15 protein-coding genes are annotated in these 16,861 nt (G+C 71.6%); 8 read left to right on the top strand and 7 right to left on the bottom strand.

What is annotated here, in order from left to right; genetic code table 11:
* The first annotated feature begins 6 nt into the window (after positions 1 to 6).
* Entirely contained in the window at positions 7 to 831 is an 825-nt protein-coding gene (locus CP977_RS11290) for an isoprenyl transferase (protein WP_062757100.1), read from the top strand.
* Between the two features lie 78 nt (positions 832 to 909).
* Here the strand turns inward: CP977_RS11290 and CP977_RS11285 are convergent, their stop codons facing one another.
* The 4 genes from CP977_RS11285 to CP977_RS11270 form a co-directional block, all read right to left on the bottom strand.
* Positions 910 to 1,320: a Fur family transcriptional regulator gene (locus CP977_RS11285; protein WP_062755824.1), complete on the bottom strand. Its 411-nt coding sequence runs from the start codon at positions 1,318 to 1,320 to the stop codon at positions 910 to 912.
* A gap of 72 nt (positions 1,321 to 1,392) precedes the next feature.
* Complete coding sequence (locus CP977_RS11280; protein WP_109185905.1) at positions 1,393 to 2,295, bottom strand: metal ABC transporter permease; 903 nt, start codon at positions 2,293 to 2,295, stop codon at positions 1,393 to 1,395.
* Between the two features lie 2 nt (positions 2,296 to 2,297).
* Positions 2,298 to 3,101, bottom strand: a complete 804-nt coding sequence (locus CP977_RS11275; protein WP_109185904.1) for a metal ABC transporter ATP-binding protein — start codon at positions 3,099 to 3,101, stop codon at positions 2,298 to 2,300.
* A gap of 26 nt (positions 3,102 to 3,127) precedes the next feature.
* A complete protein-coding gene (locus tag CP977_RS11270) occupies positions 3,128 to 4,138 on the bottom strand; it encodes a metal ABC transporter substrate-binding protein (RefSeq protein WP_152370027.1) in 1,011 nt (336 codons plus the stop codon).
* Positions 4,139 to 4,314: 176 nt separating this feature from the next.
* Here CP977_RS11270 and CP977_RS11265 point away from each other — a divergent pair, with 176 nt between their 5' ends.
* On the top strand, positions 4,315 to 5,697 hold the full coding sequence (locus CP977_RS11265) for a glycine--tRNA ligase (protein WP_062755832.1): 1,383 nt from the start codon (positions 4,315 to 4,317) through the stop codon (positions 5,695 to 5,697).
* Positions 5,698 to 5,784: 87 nt separating this feature from the next.
* On the opposite strand, the gene CP977_RS11260 is transcribed toward CP977_RS11265, so the two are convergent.
* Positions 5,785 to 6,372 carry a TetR/AcrR family transcriptional regulator gene (locus tag CP977_RS11260; protein ID WP_062755835.1) on the bottom strand — a complete coding sequence of 196 codons (588 nt, stop codon included), beginning with the start codon at positions 6,370 to 6,372 and terminating at the stop codon, positions 5,785 to 5,787.
* Positions 6,373 to 6,423: 51 nt separating this feature from the next.
* A complete protein-coding gene (locus CP977_RS11255; protein ID WP_152370026.1) occupies positions 6,424 to 7,479 on the bottom strand; it encodes an aldo/keto reductase in 1,056 nt (351 codons plus the stop codon).
* A gap of 205 nt (positions 7,480 to 7,684) precedes the next feature.
* Here CP977_RS11255 and CP977_RS11250 point away from each other — a divergent pair, with 205 nt between their 5' ends.
* The 4 genes from CP977_RS11250 (at position 7,685) to CP977_RS11235 (ending at position 13,911) form a co-directional block, all read left to right on the top strand.
* The gene (locus CP977_RS11250; protein ID WP_152370025.1) at positions 7,685 to 7,954 is read left to right on the top strand and encodes a DUF6243 family protein; all 270 of its coding nucleotides are present in this window, start codon (positions 7,685 to 7,687) and stop codon (positions 7,952 to 7,954) included.
* Positions 7,955 to 8,048: 94 nt separating this feature from the next.
* The gene (dusB, locus tag CP977_RS11245; protein ID WP_062755843.1) at positions 8,049 to 9,185 is read left to right on the top strand and encodes a tRNA dihydrouridine synthase DusB; all 1,137 of its coding nucleotides are present in this window, start codon (positions 8,049 to 8,051) and stop codon (positions 9,183 to 9,185) included.
* Positions 9,186 to 9,540: 355 nt separating this feature from the next.
* Positions 9,541 to 12,252, top strand: coding sequence for a pyruvate, phosphate dikinase (gene ppdK, locus CP977_RS11240; protein WP_109185901.1), 2,712 nt, complete (start codon positions 9,541 to 9,543; stop codon positions 12,250 to 12,252).
* Between the two features lie 633 nt (positions 12,253 to 12,885).
* Positions 12,886 to 13,911: an ArsR/SmtB family transcription factor gene (locus CP977_RS11235; protein WP_062755847.1), complete on the top strand. Its 1,026-nt coding sequence runs from the start codon at positions 12,886 to 12,888 to the stop codon at positions 13,909 to 13,911.
* Here the strand turns inward: CP977_RS11235 and CP977_RS11230 are convergent.
* Positions 13,881 to 15,035: an alkaline phosphatase PhoX gene (locus CP977_RS11230; RefSeq protein ID WP_062755850.1), complete on the bottom strand. Its 1,155-nt coding sequence runs from the start codon at positions 15,033 to 15,035 to the stop codon at positions 13,881 to 13,883. The two genes, CP977_RS11235 and CP977_RS11230, sit on opposite strands and share 31 nt — an antisense overlap.
* A gap of 193 nt (positions 15,036 to 15,228) precedes the next feature.
* On the opposite strand from CP977_RS11230, the gene CP977_RS11225 reads away from it, so the two are divergent.
* Positions 15,229 to 16,296, top strand: coding sequence for a hypothetical protein (locus tag CP977_RS11225; protein ID WP_104860537.1), 1,068 nt, complete (start codon positions 15,229 to 15,231; stop codon positions 16,294 to 16,296).
* Positions 16,297 to 16,362: 66 nt separating this feature from the next.
* Positions 16,363 to 16,842, top strand: coding sequence for a group III truncated hemoglobin (locus tag CP977_RS11220; protein ID WP_062755852.1), 480 nt, complete (start codon positions 16,363 to 16,365; stop codon positions 16,840 to 16,842).
* Positions 16,843 to 16,861 lie beyond the last annotated feature (19 nt).

Below are 16,861 nucleotides of genomic sequence, written 5' to 3'. Positions count from 1 at the left end.
ATGGCCATCGCACGACGCGGAATCCTCGGACGGCAGCGCCGGGAGTACAAGCTCCCCGAGCCGCACCCGTCCGGCGCCCGCCCGCCGAAGCTCCCGGCCGAGCTGGTGCCGAACCACGTGGCCTGCGTGATGGACGGGAACGGCCGCTGGGCCAAGGAGCGGGGCCTGCCGCGGACCGAGGGCCACAAGGTCGGCGAGGGCGTCGTCCTGGACGTGCTCAAGGGCTGCCTGGAGATGGGCGTCAAGAACCTCTCCCTCTACGCCTTCTCCACCGAGAACTGGAAGCGCTCGCCCGACGAGGTCCGCTTCCTCATGAACTTCAACCGGGACGTCATCCGCCGCCGCCGCGACGAGATGGACGAGCTGGGCATCCGCATCCGCTGGGTCGGCCGCATGCCCAAGATGTGGAAGTCGGTCGTCCAGGAGCTCCAGATCGCCCAGGAGCAGACCGTCGGCAACGACGCCATGACCCTGTACTTCTGCGTCAACTACGGCGGTCGCGCCGAGATCGCGGACGCGGCACAGGCCATCGCCCGGGACGTGGCGGCCGGCAAGCTGGACCCGTCGAAGGTCAACGAGAAGACCTTCCAGAAGTACCTGTACTACCCGGACATGCCGGACGTGGACCTCTTCCTGCGCCCGAGCGGCGAGCAGCGCACCTCGAACTACCTCATCTGGCAGAGCAGCTACGCCGAGATGATCTTCCAGGACGTGCTCTGGCCGGACTTCGACCGCCGCGACCTGTGGCGCGCCTGCGTCGAGTACGCCTCCCGCGACCGCCGCTTCGGCGGCGTCGACCCGGCCGACATGGCCGTGCTCGACAAGGGCTGACCGGCCGCACGGCATGCGGGAGGGCCCGCACCGGAAGCGTCCGGTGCGGGCCCTCCCGCGTGTTCCACGTATGTCAGGTCACTTCGCGGCGCACTCCGCGCACGTGCCGAAGATCTCCACCGTGTGCGCCACGTTCACGAAGCCGTGCTCCGCGGCGACCGCCTCGGCCCACTGCTCCACCATCGGGCCCTCCACCTCCACGGCCTTGCCGCAGAGGCGGCAGACCAGGTGGTGGTGGTGGTCGCCGGTCGAGCAGCGGCGGTAGACCGTCTCGCCGTCGCTGGTGCGCAGCGCGTCCACCTCGCCCGCGTCCGCCAGGGACTGGAGCGTGCGGTAGACGGTGGTGAGGCCGACCGAGTCGCCGCGGTGCTTGAGCATGTCGTGCAGCTCCTGGGCGCTGCGGAACTCGTCCACCTCGTTCAGTGCCGCCGACACGGCGGCCCGCTGCTTGGTCGAGCGGCCGCGTACGGGGGGTCCTGCCGTCACCACGGGGGCCTCCTTGGATGCTTGTCTGCCCCCGCCATTCTGCCAGCCCCCCGCGCCCCCGGAATCGGTCGTGGCTCACACCCTCGCGTCGTCGCCCGGCCGCCGCCCGGCCGGAACCCGTACGTCGCAGGCCGCCGGGTCCGCCGCCTCCGCCTCGGCCGCCCGCGCCCGCCGCCTCGCGAGCGGCGTGGCGAGCAGCGTGAGCAGGACGAAGACCCCGATCGCGTACAGCACGATCGTCGCGCCGGGCGGGGCCTCCACGTAGTACGTGGTGATCGTGCCCGACAGGGAGACGACGACCCCGATGAGGACCGCGCCGGCGAACGTGGCGCGGAAGGAGCGGGAGAGCTGCTGGGCCGCCGCGACCGGGACCACCATGAGCGCGCTGACCAGGAGCAGGCCCACGACCCGCATGGCGACGGTGACGGTCACCGCGGCCGTGATCGCGATCAGCAGGTTCAGGGCGCGCACCGGCAGTCCGGTGACCCGGGCGAACTCCTCGTCCTGGCTGACCGCGAAGAGCCGGCGGCGCAGACCGACCGTGACCAGGACCACGAAGGCCGCCAGGATCGAGATCGCGGTGACGTCCTCCGGCGAGACGGTGGTCAGCGAGCCGAAGAGGTACGAGGTGAGGTTGGCGTTCGAGCCGGTCGGCGACAGGTTGATCAGCAGGACGCCGCCCGCCATGCCGCCGTAGAAGAGCAGCGCGAGCGCCAGGTCGCCGCGGGTCTTGCCGTACGCCCTGATCAGCTCCATCGCGACCGAGCCGGCGACGGCGACGAGGGTCGCCATCCAGATCGGGCTGGAGTTCAGCAGGAAGCCCAGGCCGACACCGGTCATGGCGACGTGCCCGATGCCGTCGCCCATCAGCGCCTGGCGGCGCTGCACGAGGTAGACGCCGACGGCGGGGGCGGTGATCCCGACCAGGAGTGCGGCGATCAGCGCCCGCTGCATGAAGGCGGGTTCGAGGAATTCCATGATCAGCTCAGCAGTCCCGTGCGGAGCGGCTCTCCGGCCGCGTGCGGATGTACGTGGTCGTGGCCGGGCAGGGCGTGCTGTCCGACGGCCTCGGGCGGCGGCCCGTCGTGGACGACGCAGCCGTCGCGCAGGACGACGGCCCGGTCGATCAGCGGCTCCAGGGGGCCCAGCTCGTGCAGGACGAGGAGGACGGTGGCGCCGCCCGCGACCTGCTCGCGCAGGGTCGCGGCCAGGACCTCCTGGCTGGCGAGGTCCACGCCCGCCATCGGCTCGTCCATGATCAGGAGCTCGGGCTCGGAGGCGAGCGCGCGGGCGATCAGGACCCGCTGGTGCTGGCCCCCGGAGAGGGCGTCCACGGAGTCCCCGGCCCGGTCGGCGAGGCCGACGAGGGCGATGGCCCGCTCGACGGCCGCCCGGTCGTCCTTGGAGAGGCGGCCGAACCGGCGGCGGGAGAGGCGGCCCGAGGTGACGACCTCGCGGATGGTGGCGGGGACGCCGCTCGCGGCGGTGGTGCGCTGCGGCACGTAGCCGATGCGGGCCCAGTCGCGGAACCGCTTCCGCTCGGTGCCGAACAGCTCGATCGTGCCGCCGGTCAGCGGCACCTGGCCGATGACGGAGCGGACGGCGGTGGACTTGCCGGAGCCGTTGGCGCCGAGCAGCGCGACGACCTCGCCGCGGTGGACGGTGAGGTCGACGCCCCGGAGGACGGGCCGGGCGCCGAGGGCCGCCGCGGCCCCGCGGACGGAGACGACGGCTTCGGGGGCCTCGGTGGTGTCGGCGGCTTCGGCGGGGGTTCCCTGTGCCATGGGCCGTACCTCCTGCTGTGCTGTGGTCACTTGGCGCCGAGGGCCTTCTTCAGCGCGGTGAGGTTGGAGCGCATGACCTCGATGTAGTCGCCGCCCCGGGACTTGTCGGTGATGCCCTCCAGCGGGTCGAGCACGTCGGTCTTCAGACCGGTGTCGCCCGCGAGGGTCTTCGCCGTCTTGTCGCTGGCCAGGGTCTCGAAGAAGATCGTGGATACCTTGTCCTTGGCCGCGACCTCCTGGAGCTCCTTCATGCGGGCGGGGCTCGGCTCGGACTCGGGGTCGAGGCCGGAGATGCCCTCCTGGTCCAGGTGGTAGCGCTCGGCGAGGTAGCCGAAGGCGGAGTGGGTGGTGATGAAGGTGCGGGTCGCGGTGTTCTTCAGGCCCGTCTCGAACTCGGTGTCCAGGTCGCCGAGCTTCTTCACCAGGGCGTCGGTGTTCTTCTTGTAGTCGGCCGCGTGGTCCGGGTCGGCCTTCTCGAAGGCGCTGCCGACGCCCTTGGCGACCTCGGCGTACTTCACGGGGTCGAGCCAGACGTGGGGGTCGGCGCCGGCCTCGGAGCCGTGGTCGTGACCCTCGTGGCCCTCTTCCGCCCCGTGCTCGTCGGCGTGCTCGTGGCCTTCTTCGCCGTGGCCGTGGTCGTGGCCGGTCGAGGTGCCGTGCGCTTCGAGCTTCGTGAGGGTCGCGGCGTCGACCGTGTTCTTCACACCGGCCTGGGCGATGGCCTCGTCCACGGCGGGCTGGATGCCCTTGAGGTAGAGGATGACGTCGGCCTCGCCGAGCGCGCCGATCTGCTTCGGCTTCAGCTCCAGGTCGTGGGGCTCGACGCCGGGCTTCGTGAGCGTCTCGACGGCGACGTGGCCGCCGCCTATCTGCTCGGCCAGGTACTGCATCGGATAGAACGACGCCACCACGTCCAGCTTGCCGCCGTTCCCCCCGTCGGCGGCGTCGGAGGTCCCGGCGCAGGCGGAGAGGGAGACGAGGCCGAGCGCGACGGCTCCGGCGAGGGCGGTGGTGGGTATCAGACGGCGTACGTTCATGACACTCATTTTCAACAAAATTGGAAACGGTTGTCAATTGCCTTGTATGTGGTCCTACCCACGCGACGGCCCGCCCCTCCGCGCCCCCTCCTCACCGGGAACCGATTTGATGCGGAGGGTACGGGCGCCGGTAACCTGTGGCATTCGCACTTCGTCGTCGTAATGAAGAGAGCACCGTGGCCGCCGACAAGATCGACACCATCGTCAGCCTGAGCAAGCGCCGTGGCTTCGTTTTCCCCTGCAGTGAGATCTACGGCGGTCAGCGCGCCGCCTGGGACTACGGGCACCTGGGCGTCGAGCTCAAGGAGAACATCAAGCGCCAGTGGTGGCGTTACATGGTCACCTCGCGCGAGGACGTCGTCGGCATCGACTCGTCGGTCATCCTGGCCACCGAGGTCTGGGAGGCCTCCGGCCACGTCGCGACCTTCACCGACCCGCTGACCGAGTGCACCTCCTGCCACAAGCGCTTCCGCGCCGACCACCTGGAGGAGGCGTACGAGGAGAAGCACGGCCGCCTCCCCGAGAACGGCCTCGCCGACCTCAACTGCCCCAACTGCGGCAACAAGGGCACCTTCACCGAGCCGAAGAACTTCTCGGGCCTGCTCTCCACCCACCTCGGCCCCACCCAGGACTCCGGCTCCGTCGCGTACCTGCGCCCCGAGACCGCCCAGGGCATCTTCACCAACTTCGCCCAGGTGCAGACGACCGCGCGCAAGAAGCCCCCGTTCGGCATCGCGCAGATGGGCAAGTCCTTCCGGAACGAGATCACTCCGGGCAACTTCATCTTCCGGACCCGCGAGTTCGAGCAGATGGAGATGGAGTTCTTCGTCAAGCCGGGCGAGGACGAGCAGTGGCAGGAGTACTGGATGCAGCAGCGCTGGAACTGGTACACCGGCCTGGGCCTGCGCGAGGAGAACATGCGCTGGTTCGAGCACCCGCAGGAGAAGCTCTCCCACTACTCCAAGCGCACCGCCGACATCGAGTACCGCTTCCAGTTCGGCGGCAGCGAGTGGGGCGAGCTGGAGGGCGTCGCCAACCGCACCGACTACGACCTGAACGCCCACTCCAAGGCCTCCGGCGCCAACCTGACCTACCTGGACCAGGAGTCCAACGAGCGCTACACGCCGTACGTCATCGAGCCCGCGGCCGGTGTCGGCCGCACGATGCTGGCCTTCCTCCTCGACGCGTACACCGAGGACGAGGCCCCCAACGCCAAGGGCGTCATGGAGAAGCGCGTCGTCATGCGTCTCGACCACCGCCTGGCCCCGGTCAAGGCCGCGGTCCTGCCGCTCTCCCGCAACCCGCAGCTCTCCCCGAAGGCCAAGGGCCTCGCGGCGGACCTGCGCCAGAACTGGAACATCGAGTTCGACGACGCCGGCGCCATCGGCCGCCGCTACCGCCGCCAGGACGAGATCGGCACCCCGTTCTGCATCACCGTCGACTTCGACACCCTCGAGGACAACGCGGTGACCGTGCGCGAGCGCGACACCATGAAGCAGGAGCGCGTCTCCCTCGACCAGATCCAGGGCTACCTGGGCAGCCGCCTCCTCGGCTGCTGAGTCGCGGCACTCCTGTCATACGGCAGTACGGCGAAGCCCCCGGTTCCGGACCACGGAGCCGGGGGCTTTCCCGTCGTACGGGGCCCGTCAGGCGCGCAGGCCGCGCAGCAGCAGTCCCACCACGGCCTCGAACTCGGTCTCGATCGTGGGGCGCCGCCACTCCGGCGCGTAGGCCGGGTCGTGGAAGCGGGAGGTCGCGTCGAAGAGGGCGCGGGCGGTCGCGTCCGGGTCGGGGGCGGCGAACTCCGCCTCCCGGGCGCCCTCCGCCACGATCGACCGCACCTGGTCGATCAGGACGCCGATGTGCTGCTCGACCACTCCGCTGTTCTCGTCGATCAGCACGTTGTACGTGGCGAACAGCTCGGGGTCGTCGCCCGCCTTGTGCCGCTTGGCCTCGAAGAGGTGGGCGAACCAGGCGTGCAGCTTCTCCGGCGCCGGCCGGTCCGGGGCCGCGGTCAGCTCGGCGAGGGCGGTCTCGGTGCGCGAGAGCCACCGCTCGGTCACCGCCTCGCGCAGCGCCGCCTTGGTGCGGAAGTGGCGGTAGACGCTGCCGTGGCTGACGCCGAGGACCCGGGCCACGTCCACCACGGTCGCCTTCGCCGGGCCGTAGCGCCGCAGCACCTCCTCGGTGGCTTCGAGGATGCGCTCTGCGGTCAGGGTCTCGGTGGCGGCCATGGAAGGACAGTACCCGGCGGACCCGGACCGCCGGCCTCTGCCGGCCACCCGTCAGCGCTCGCTGTCCAGGTGCGCCATCTGCGCCGCCGGGTACCGCTCGCCGGCCGCCGCGCCCGCCGGGACGGCCTCCTCGATCGCGGCCAGGTCGGCGGCGTCGAGCACGACGTCCAGGGCGCCCAGCGCCTCCGCGAGCCGGTCCCGGCGCCGGGCGCCGACCAGCGGCACGACGTCCGCGCCCCGCCGCTCGCCCTGGGCCAGGACCCAGGCGACGGCGATCTGTGCGACGGACGCGCCCTTGGCCTCCGCGAGCGCCCGCAGCCGGTCCACCAGGTCCAGGTTCCGCCGGAGGTTCTCGCCCTGGAAGCGCGGGCTCATGCCCCGGAAGTCGTCCGGGGCCAGCTCGCGGTCCCGGGTGAAGTGGCCGCTGATCAGGCCGCGCGAGAGCACGCCGTACGCCGTGATCCCTATGCCCAGCTCGCGGGCGGTCGGCAGGATCTTCTCCTCGATGGACCGGGAGATCAGCGAGTACTCGATCTGGAGGTCCGAGATCGGGGTCACGGTCGCCGCCCGGCGCAGGGTGTCCGCGCCGACCTCGGAGAGCCCGACGTGCCGCACGTGTCCCGCCTCGACCAGCTCGGCGATGGCGCCGACGGTCTCCTCGATCGGCACGTCCGGGTCGACGCGGGCGATCCGGTAGACGTCGATGTGGTCGGCGCCCAGGCGCTGGAGCGAGTAGGCCGCGAAGTTCTTCACGGCGGCCGGCCGCCCGTCGTACCCGGTGAAGCCGCCCTCGACCGTGCGGAGCGCGCCGAACTTCACGCTGGTGAGGGCCCGCTCGCGGGCGGCGGCGGGGGCGGTCCGCAGCGCCTCGGCGATCAGCAGTTCGTTGTGCCCCATCCCGTAGAAGTCGCCGGTGTCCAGGAGGGTCACCCCGGCGTCCAGGGCGGCGTGGATCGTCGCGATCGACTCGGCGCGGTCGCTCTCGCCGTACAGCGCGGACATGCCCATGCAGCCGAGGCCGAGGGCGGAGACCCGGGGGCCGGTGGCGCCGAGCCGGCGGGTGGGGAGGCGGTCGGGGGCGGGGGTGGTGCTCGGTGTCGTGGTCATGGTTCAACCTTGGCACGGGCGATGACAGATTTCAATATCTGTCATTCCTTCGAGTGGTGCGGGGAAAACCGGGTGCTTCCGGGGAGCGGCCGGGGTAGCGTCCCCGGCATGTCTTCGTTCTTCCAGATCTACGAGTGAGCGCCCAGCGCCGGGGCTGACCGGGCCCGCGACCACCGACCACCTCACCGAACGACGGGAGAACACCATGGCGAAGAGCCGCAACAACCTCCTCGGCGTCGGCGGACAGCGCAAGAAGCTGTCCCGCGCCGACCAGCAGGCCACCACCCGGGACCGCGCCGCCGACCGGCGCACGGCCGACGAGCAGAAGCAGGAGCTCCTGCGGAAGATGCGCGACCGCGCCCAGGGGGCCGAGGCCCCGGACACCGCCTCCGAGACCCCGGAGGCCGCCTCCGGCACCTCGGACTCCGCTTCGGAGGCTCCGGACGCCGCCTCCGAGGTCGCCGGCCGGGAGTAGGCACGACATGACGGAGGGGGCCGGGGCGCACGCGCGCCCCGGCCCCCTCCGGTACGGCCGACCCGTCACTTCCGCCGTGCGCGACAATGGGCGAATGACCGCGTTCACCCCCCTCGCCATCGGGCCCCACATCGTGCAGCCCCCGGTGGTGCTCGCCCCCATGGCCGGCATCACCAACGCCCCCTTCCGCACCCTCTGCCGCGAGTACTCCGGCGGCAAGGGGCTGTTCGTGAGCGAGATGATCACGACGCGCGCCCTGGTCGAGCGCAACGAGAAGACGATGCAGCTCATCCGGTTCGACGAGACGGAGAAGCCGCGCTCGATCCAGTTGTACGGGGTGGACCCGGTGACGGTCGGCAAGGCCGTGCGGATGATCGTGGACGAGGACCTGGCCGACCACATCGACCTGAACTTCGGCTGCCCGGTCCCCAAGGTGACCCGGAAGGGCGGCGGCTCGGCCCTGCCCTACAAGCGGCCGCTGCTGCGGGCGATCCTGCACGAGGCCGTGACCAACGCGGGCGACCTGCCGGTCACGATGAAGATGCGCAAGGGCATCGACGACGACCACATCACCTTCCTGGACGCGGGCCGGATCGCGGTCGAGGAGGGCGTCACGGCGATCGCCCTGCACGGGCGGACGGCGGCCCAGCACTACGGCGGCACGGCCGACTGGGACGCCATCGCGCGCCTCAAGGAGCACGTGCCGGAGATCCCGGTCCTCGGCAACGGCGACATCTGGTCGGCCGACGACGCCCTGCGGATGATGCGCGAGACCGGCTGCGACGGCGTGGTCGTCGGGCGCGGCTGCCTGGGCCGCCCGTGGCTCTTCGGGGACCTCGTGGCGGGCTTCGAGGGCACCGGCGCGTATGCGCGGCCGGCCCTGCGGGAGGTCGCGGACGCGATGGTGCGCCACGCGCGGCTGCTCGGCGAGTGGCTGGGCGACGAGGCACGCGGTGTCATCGACTTCCGCAAGCACGTGGCCTGGTACCTGAAGGGCTTCGCGGTCGGTTCGGAGATGCGCAAGAAGCTGGCGATCACCTCGTCCCTGGAGGAGCTGCGCGCTCAGTTGAGCGAGCTCGACCTGGACCAGCCGTGGCCCGTCGGCGCGGACGGCCCCCGGGGTCGTACGTCCGGAAACAACCGAGTCGTCCTGCCGGACGGCTGGTTGAAGGACCCGTACGACTGCTCCGGGGTGAGCGAGGACGCGGAGCTGGACACGTCCGGCGGCTGAGATCCGGCCTTTTCCGGGGAGTGATCCTCGCCACCCTTGAGGGGGTGGGTGCTCACATGAGCAGGTTGCGAACGACTGCACCGCCTGAAGGGTGGCACCGGGTGCCACCCTTTTTGCGTTCACGAGTTGAACGCAAAAGTCGCGATGATCGCTCACTTGAGCGTCTTGCCTCTGTTTTCGGTCATCGCGTCTTCGGACCCTGAAAGCGGAAGCTACCGCTCGGTTACTTTCGAAGCGCTGGCGGACGGGTGGTTAAGACCAGCTGACCGCTAGGCGTACCTCCCTAGAAGCCTTCGATCTGGGTATGTTCCTCGCCGTCAGGGCAGCCAACCGAGTCGTCGAGGAGTCGTGGCCCGTGTCGGAAAACAATGATCAGAAGTTCGTCTACGACTTCACCGAGGGCAACAGGGACCTGAAGGACCTGCTCGGTGGCAAGGGCGCGAACCTGGCCGAGATGACCAACCTCGGCCTGCCGGTCCCCCCCGGCTTCACGATCACCACCGAGGCGTGCAAGGTCTACCTGGAGAGCGGCTCGGAGCCGGTCGAGCTCCGCGACGAGGTGACCGCCCACCTCGACGCCCTGGAGCGGAAGATGGGCAAGAAGCTCGGCCAGGCCGACGACCCGCTGCTCGTCTCCGTCCGCTCGGGCGCCAAGTTCTCCATGCCGGGCATGATGGACACGGTCCTCAACATCGGCCTCTCCGACGAGTCCGTCACGGGCCTCGCGCGCCAGGCCGACAACGAGCGCTTCGCCTGGGACTCGTACCGCCGGCTCATCCAGATGTTCGGCAAGACCGTCCTCGACGTGGACGGCGAGCTCTTCGAGGACGCCCTCGACGAGGTCAAGGCCGCGAAGAAGGTCGCCAGCGACACCGACCTGGACGCCGCCGACCTCAAGAAGGTCGTCAAGCAGTTCAAGAAGATCGTGAAGGCCCAGACCGGCCGCGACTTCCCGCAGGACCCGCGCGAGCAGATGGACCTCGCCATCGAGGCCGTCTTCAACTCCTGGAACACGGACCGCGCCAAGCTCTACCGCCGCCAGGAGCGCATCCCGGGCGATCTCGGCACCGCCGTCAACGTCTGCTCGATGGTCTTCGGCAACCTCGGCCCGGACTCCGGCACCGGCGTCGCCTTCACCCGCGACCCCGCCTCCGGCCACCAGGGCGTCTACGGCGACTACCTCCAGAACGCGCAGGGCGAGGACGTCGTCGCCGGCATCCGCAACACGGTGCCGCTCGCCGACCTGGAGTCGATCGACAAGACGTCGTACGACCAGCTCATGCACATCATGGAGACCCTGGAGACCCACTACAAGGATCTCTGCGACATCGAGTTCACCATCGAGCGCGGCCAGCTCTGGATGCTCCAGACCCGCGTCGGCAAGCGCACCGCCGGTGCCGCCTTCCGCATCGCCACCCAGCTCGTGGACCAGGGCCTGATCGACGAGGCCGAGGCGCTCCAGCGCGTCAACGGCGCCCAGCTCGCCCAGCTGATGTTCCCCAAGTTCGACGAGGACGCCAAGGTCGAGCAGATCGGGCGCGGCATCGCCGCCTCCCCGGGCGCCGCCGTCGGCAAGGCCGTCTTCGACTCGTACACGGCCGTCAAGTGGTCCCGCTCCGGCGAGAAGGTCATCCTCATCCGCCGCGAGACCAACCCCGACGACCTGGACGGCATGATCGCCGCCGAGGGCATCCTCACCTCCCGCGGCGGCAAGACCTCGCACGCCGCCGTCGTCGCCCGCGGCATGGGCAAGACCTGTGTCTGCGGCGCCGAGGAGCTGGAGGTCGACACCAAGCGGCGCCGGATGACCACCTCCGACGGCCAGGTCGTCGAGGAGGGCGACGTCGTCTCCATCGACGGCTCCACCGGCAAGGTCTACCTCGGCGAGGTGCCCGTCGTACCGTCCCCGGTGGTCGAGTACTTCGAGGGCCGGATGCACGCCGGCGCCGACGACGCCGACGAGCTGGTCCAGGCCGTCCACCGGATCATGGCCTACGCCGACCGCGTCCGCCGCCTGCGGGTCCGCGCCAACGCCGACAACGCCGAGGACGCCTCGCGCGCCCGCCGCTTCGGTGCCCAGGGCATCGGCCTGTGCCGCACCGAGCACATGTTCCTCGGCGAGCGCCGCCAGTACGTCGAGCGCCTGATCCTCGCGGACACCGACGCCGAGCGCGAGGACGCCCTCAAGGCCCTCCTGCCGCTCCAGAAGCAGGACTTCGTGGAGCTCTTCGAGGCCATGGACGGGCTGCCCGTCACGGTCCGGCTGCTCGACCCGCCGCTGCACGAGTTCCTGCCCGACATCACCGAGCTGTCGGTCCGCGTCGCCCTCGCCGAGTCCCGCAAGGAGCCGCACGAGAACGACCTGCGCCTGCTCCAGGCCGTGCACCGGCTGCACGAGCAGAACCCGATGCTGGGTCTGCGCGGCGTCCGCCTCGGCCTGGTCATCCCCGGCCTGTTCACCATGCAGGTCCGGGCCATCGCGGAGGCCGCCGCCCAGCGGATCGACGCCAAGGGCGACCCGCGCGCCGAGATCATGATCCCGCTCGTCGGCACCGTCCAGGAGCTGGAGATCGTCCGCGAGGAGGCCGAGCAGGTCATCGAGGAGGTCCGGGCCCAGACCGGCGTCGACCTCAAGCTGGCGCTCGGCACCATGATCGAGCTGCCGCGCGCCGCCGTCACCGCCGGGCAGATCGCCGAGGCCGCCGAGTTCTTCTCCTTCGGCACCAACGACCTGACGCAGACGGTCTGGGGCTTCTCCCGCGACGACGTGGAGGCCAGCTTCTTCACCGCGTACCTGGAGAAGGGCATCTTCGGCGTCAGCCCCTTCGAGACCATCGACAAGGACGGCGTGGGCGCCCTGGTCCGCAGCGCCGTCGAGGCCGGCCGCGCCACCCGCCCCGACATCAAGCTCGGCGTCTGCGGCGAGCACGGCGGCGACCCGGAGTCGGTGCACTTCTTCCACGAGGTGGGCCTCGACTACGTCTCCTGCTCGCCCTTCCGGATCCCGGTGGCGCGTCTGGAGGCGGGCCGCGCGGCGGCCGAGTCGAAGGGCAGCGACAGCCGCTGAGGCGGTACGGGCTTCCGCCGGGCTCCGGTCCGGCCGGAGGCCCGGCCGCTCCTGAACCCCGGTTCAGGAGCCGGCCCGATTCCCTGCTGAACCCCCGTTCAGCAGCGGATTCACCGAAGCACCGGGGCCGCCGCCGGTCCACTTCACCACCCTCACCGGCGGGCGGCGGCTCCGGATTCACAGGGACGGGACGGACACCTTTGTGCGGAGGTGTCCGTCCCGTCGTGTTTCTCCCGGGGGCCGGCCGCTCATTTCGCCGAGCCGTCGATCAGATGTGGATTCGTGTTCAATTACGGCCGTTTGAATTATTCGCCGTTGAACTTTTCTGTTTCCGCGCCGCAAAGGGCGGGGCGGGCGCGGCCCCCGGATCCCCACCCGGAGGCCACGCCCTTTACCGATGCCGGGCAGGTGAGCCGCAACCCTCGCCGACCGCCGCCGGACGGGCAAAGCCCCCCACGGTCTTCACCACGTCACCTCGGTCCAGAAGGTTTCCTGCCCGACCCGTACAGCTTTTCGGTTCCGCCGCGTTCGCCGCGATGCTTTTCAACTGTGGCTGAAACACCCTGGTAACGTGCAGTGATGCTGTGCATACTCGTCGTCGGGGGTGGTTGCGAGTGCACAGGTGGGGACCTCATGCTGCGGATTCATTTCACCGGAAACGACTTGGCGGGGGTGCGGACGGCGGCCCGGCCGGATGTTCTGTGGGAAACGATTCTGAGCTTTCACCGTTTAAGGGACCGGCGCGGCTCCGTCGTCTACGGGGAATGGCGCTCCGAGGCCCGGGCGCGGCTCGGCGGTGAGACCCGTCTCCTCGCCGCCCTCGTTCCCAGCCGGGGTTATTTCCCCGACTTCCTGACGCCCGCCGAGGGCGTCAACGGCCTGGACGAGGGCCTCCAGGCGATCCGCGCGACCGACCCCGGCCGGCTGCGCGGAGAGCTCTCGCTGCTCGCCGCCGACCGTTCCGGCGGGCGGACCGTGCCCCACTCGCTGCGCGCCCTCGCCGACGGGGGAGCGGAGCCCTTCGACCGGCTCCTGGGGGCGCTGCGCGGCTACCACCGGGCCGTCGTCGAGCCGTACTGGCCGCACATCCTGGCCCGCGTCGAGGCCGACCGGGCCCGCCGCGGCCGGGCCCTCCTGGACGGCGGCGCCGAGGAGCTGCTCGCCTCGCTGCCACCGATGCTGCGCTGGCGCGCGCCCGTCCTGGAGGCCGACTACCCGGTGGACCGGGACGTGCACCTCGACGGGCGGGGGCTGCTGCTCCAGCCCTCGTACTTCTGTCGGGGGACCCCGGTCGTGCTGCGCGACCCCGCGCTGCCGCCGGTCCTCGTCTACCCCGTCACCCACGGCGAGGCGCCGACCGTCCGCGCGCCCGGCGGCTCCTCGCTCGCCAAGCTCGTCGGCCAGACCCGCTCGGCGGTCCTGCACGCCATCGGCGACGGCGGCACGACCAGCGAACTCGCCCGCCGCGCCGGGGTGTCGCTCGCCTCGGCCAGCCAGCACGCGGGCGTCCTGCGCGAGGCCGGGCTCATCGCGACCCTGCGCCACGGCAACGCGGTCCTGCACACCCTGACGCCGCTGGGCGCCGCCCTCCTCGGCGGCGCCCGGCAGAAGCAGGTGGAGCCGCGCTGCTACGCGCGGAACGGGCCCGTCACCTCGTAGGTGATGCCGCCCGAGGAGCTGCCGCTCGTGCCCCGCTGGCTGGAGAAGTACAGCCGCCTGCCGTCGGGGGAGAAGGCCGGTCCGGTGATCTCCGAGCCGGACTGGCCGTTGATCCGCAGGAACGGGGCGACGACGTCGTCCGGGGTGATGACGCAGATCTCCATGTTCCCGCCGTCCTCGGCGACGTACAGGTCGCCGGAGGCGGCGCCGGTGACGTTGTCGACGCCGGTCAGCGGGGCGCCGCCGGAGACCAGCGAGTCGTCGTAGGCCAGCTCGTACGTGCCGGCGGCGAGGTTCACCTGCCAGACCCGGTTGTCGCCCTTGGTGGTGAACCAGACGGTGTCGTCCGCGTAGTAGCAGCCCTCGCCGCCGTTGAAGCGCTTGGCGCCGGAGACCTGGTCGCGGGTGGCGGTCGGGGAGCCGTCCGGGTCCGGCACGTTCTGCCAGGTGAAGGTGCCGGAGGTGGCCGTGGAGGCCTTGAACACCTGGAGGGTGCCGGAGGAGAGGTTGCCCCAGGTGGTGGGCAGGAAGCGGTAGAAGCAGCCGTTCGACTCGTCCTCGGTCAGGTAGATCGCCCTGCGGACCGGGTCGGCGGCCGCCGCCTCGTGCTTGAAGCGGCCCATCGCGTCCCGGCGGTACGCCGTGCCGCCCCACGGGTTCGACTCGTAGACGTAGCCCAGGGACACCTCCTCGCAGGACAGCCAGGTGTTCCACGGGGTGGCGCCGCCCGCGCAGTTCTGCCGGGTGCCGGAGAGGATGCGGTACGCGCCGGTGATCGTGCCCGAGGCGTTGAACCTGACCGCGCTCGCGCCGCCGTTCGGATTGATCTCCGAGTTCGAGACGTAGATCCAGCCGGTGCCGTCGACGAAGCAGGCGCCGCCGTCGGGGGCGTTGTGCCAGGTGTACGAGGTGCCGGTGACCGTCTGGCCGGACCGGGCGATCACCCGGCTGGTGAACCCGGCCGGCAGCTGGATGCCGTTCGCGTCCGCCGGGCCGAGCGCCCCGTAGGGGCCGGCGCCGGGCTGGGCCGGGGCGGCGAAGGCCGCACCGTGCCAGAGGCTGCCGCCGAAGGCGGCGGCCGAGGTACCGATGACCGCTCCGCGCAGGAAACCGCGTCGCTCCACGTCTCACTCCCGAGAAGGATGGTGAACCGCCCCGCCGCACCGGTCGGCGCCGGGGTCGCGCGTCTCCGGAACCTAGGAGCGGAGAGTTGACGGGGCGTCAACGAGCGGTGAAGGGGAGACGGCGGGTGCGGGGCGACCGGAGGAGGCCGGGGGCGGAGGTCGGGGTGTCGGAGGCGGCCGTTACCTTCGGGGCATGTCGATCTCCCCGCCGTCGGTTCCCGCGCGCCTGCTCGGTTCGGTCCCCCTGGCCGGAGCCATGCCCCTGGTGGACGACGGCGCCTTCGAGTCCCGCGCCGGCGGCGCGCGCCGTGCCCTGCTGTTCCGGGGCGCCGACCTGGAGGTGCACCACCTGGACGAGCTGTTCGCCGGGGAGCGGGCGCCGCGGGCGGTCTTCCCCCTGCCGTGGCCCGGGTGGACCCGGGGCCGGGCCTCGCTGAGCCCCGACGGCTCCTTCGCGGTCTTCTCCGGGCAGCGGGCCGTACGGGCCGTGGGCGCGGACGGCGCGACGCTGTGGGAGTACCGGCACGCCTGCTGGGGCCCCCTGCTCGGCCATCCGCACACCGGCGACGAGCAGGAGGTCTGCGCCGGCTTCGAGCACGGCTCGTGCCGGGTCTCCGACGACGGCCGGTTCGTCTGGGCGCACGTGGCGGTCGCGGACGAGGAGTACGACGAGGCCTGGGCCGTCCTGGACGCGCGCGACGGGCGCGAGGTCGCCCGGCTGCCCCTGGACGACGGCGCGGCCGCCGGTTCGCACCACCTCTCCCACCCGGACGGCGTCCGCATGGGGCTCTGCGTCGGCATGGGCCAGGACGGAATCCTGCTGTACTGGGGGCGCCTGGACGGCGGGAAGGTCACCGCGTGGGACCTGAACGACACGGCGGACCGCATCCTCCTCGACGTCCACCCGGCGCACGAAGGCTTCCTGACCGTCGAGCACTACGGCGCGGACCTGCGGCTGCACGCCCTCGACGGCACGGCCCTGGCCGAGCGGGAGGAGCGCGGGGAAGAGGTGCCGTGGGACTGCGCGGGCGGGTTCGTCGACGCCGGCACCGTCATGGCCTGCACCGGCCACGAGTGCGACGAGGACGACGAGGGCGTCCGCCACTGGCTCCTCGACGCCCGCACCCTGGAGGTGCGCGGATCCGTCGCGTACCCCTCGCACCCCGGTGAAGGACCGGCCCGCCCGCTCGGCGACGGCACCTGGCTCACGTACGACGAGGAGGGCGGGGCGCTGCACCGCTGGAGCGCGGCGGAGGGCTGAGCCCGGACGGCGGGGCCGGGACCTTCGGCACTGGGGGAGCGGCCCGGCGCGGGGGAGACTGGGAGCATGTCTGCCGCCCGGGAAGCCCGTGACACCCGCGTCGTCCGCGACATCCGCGACCGCGCCGACCTCGACGTGCTGCTGCGCCGCTTCTACACCGAGGCCTTCGCCGACCCGCTCATCGGGCCCTTCTTCACGGAGGTCGCCGGGACCGACCTGGAGGCGCACCTGCCGGGGATCACCGACTTCTGGGAGCGGGCCCTGTTCCGTACCGCCTCCTACGGGCGGGACGCCTTCGCCCCGCACGCCGCCCTCCACGCCGTCCGGCCGCTCACCGCCGCCCACTTCGGGCGCTGGGTGCAGCTCTGGCGCGCCACCGTCGACGGCCTCCACGCGGGGCCGCGGGCCGAGCGGGCCAAGGCGCAGGGGGAGCGGATCGCCCTGGCCCTGCTGCGGCGGCTCGCCGGGCCCGACGCGCCCACCGGGGGCGGGGACGGCGGGTTCGTACCCCTCGCGACCCTCCGGCTGCGCACCGCCGCGGTCTGACCCCGGCGACCGGGCCGGG

Source organism: Streptomyces cinereoruber, from assembly GCF_009299385.1.
GTDB lineage: Bacteria > Actinomycetota > Actinomycetes > Streptomycetales > Streptomycetaceae > Streptomyces > Streptomyces bikiniensis.
Note: the sequence above shows the minus strand (reverse complement) of the source record. Positions and strands in the feature narration are given on the sequence as shown.

What these genes read in the sequence shown, in the direction of transcription:
- CP977_RS11280 (WP_109185905.1), bottom strand. Translation starts at nt 2,295, where the DNA reads ATGGAATTCCTCGAACCCGCCTTCATGCAGCGGGCGCTGATCGCCGCA.
- CP977_RS11275 (WP_109185904.1), bottom strand. Translation starts at nt 3,101, where the DNA reads ATGGCACAGGGAACCCCCGCCGAAGCCGCCGACACCACCGAGGCCCCC.
- CP977_RS11270 (WP_152370027.1), bottom strand. Translation starts at nt 4,138, where the DNA reads ATGAACGTACGCCGTCTGATACCCACCACCGCCCTCGCCGGAGCCGTC.
- CP977_RS11260 (WP_062755835.1), bottom strand. Translation starts at nt 6,372, where the DNA reads ATGGCCGCCACCGAGACCCTGACCGCAGAGCGCATCCTCGAAGCCACC.
- CP977_RS11255 (WP_152370026.1), bottom strand. Translation starts at nt 7,479, where the DNA reads ATGACCACGACACCGAGCACCACCCCCGCCCCCGACCGCCTCCCCACC.
- CP977_RS11250 (WP_152370025.1), top strand. Translation starts at nt 7,685, where the DNA reads ATGGCGAAGAGCCGCAACAACCTCCTCGGCGTCGGCGGACAGCGCAAG.
- dusB (WP_062755843.1), top strand. Translation starts at nt 8,049, where the DNA reads ATGACCGCGTTCACCCCCCTCGCCATCGGGCCCCACATCGTGCAGCCC.
- CP977_RS11235 (WP_062755847.1), top strand. Translation starts at nt 12,886, where the DNA reads ATGCTGCGGATTCATTTCACCGGAAACGACTTGGCGGGGGTGCGGACG.
- CP977_RS11225 (WP_104860537.1), top strand. Translation starts at nt 15,229, where the DNA reads ATGTCGATCTCCCCGCCGTCGGTTCCCGCGCGCCTGCTCGGTTCGGTC.
- CP977_RS11220 (WP_062755852.1), top strand. Translation starts at nt 16,363, where the DNA reads ATGTCTGCCGCCCGGGAAGCCCGTGACACCCGCGTCGTCCGCGACATC.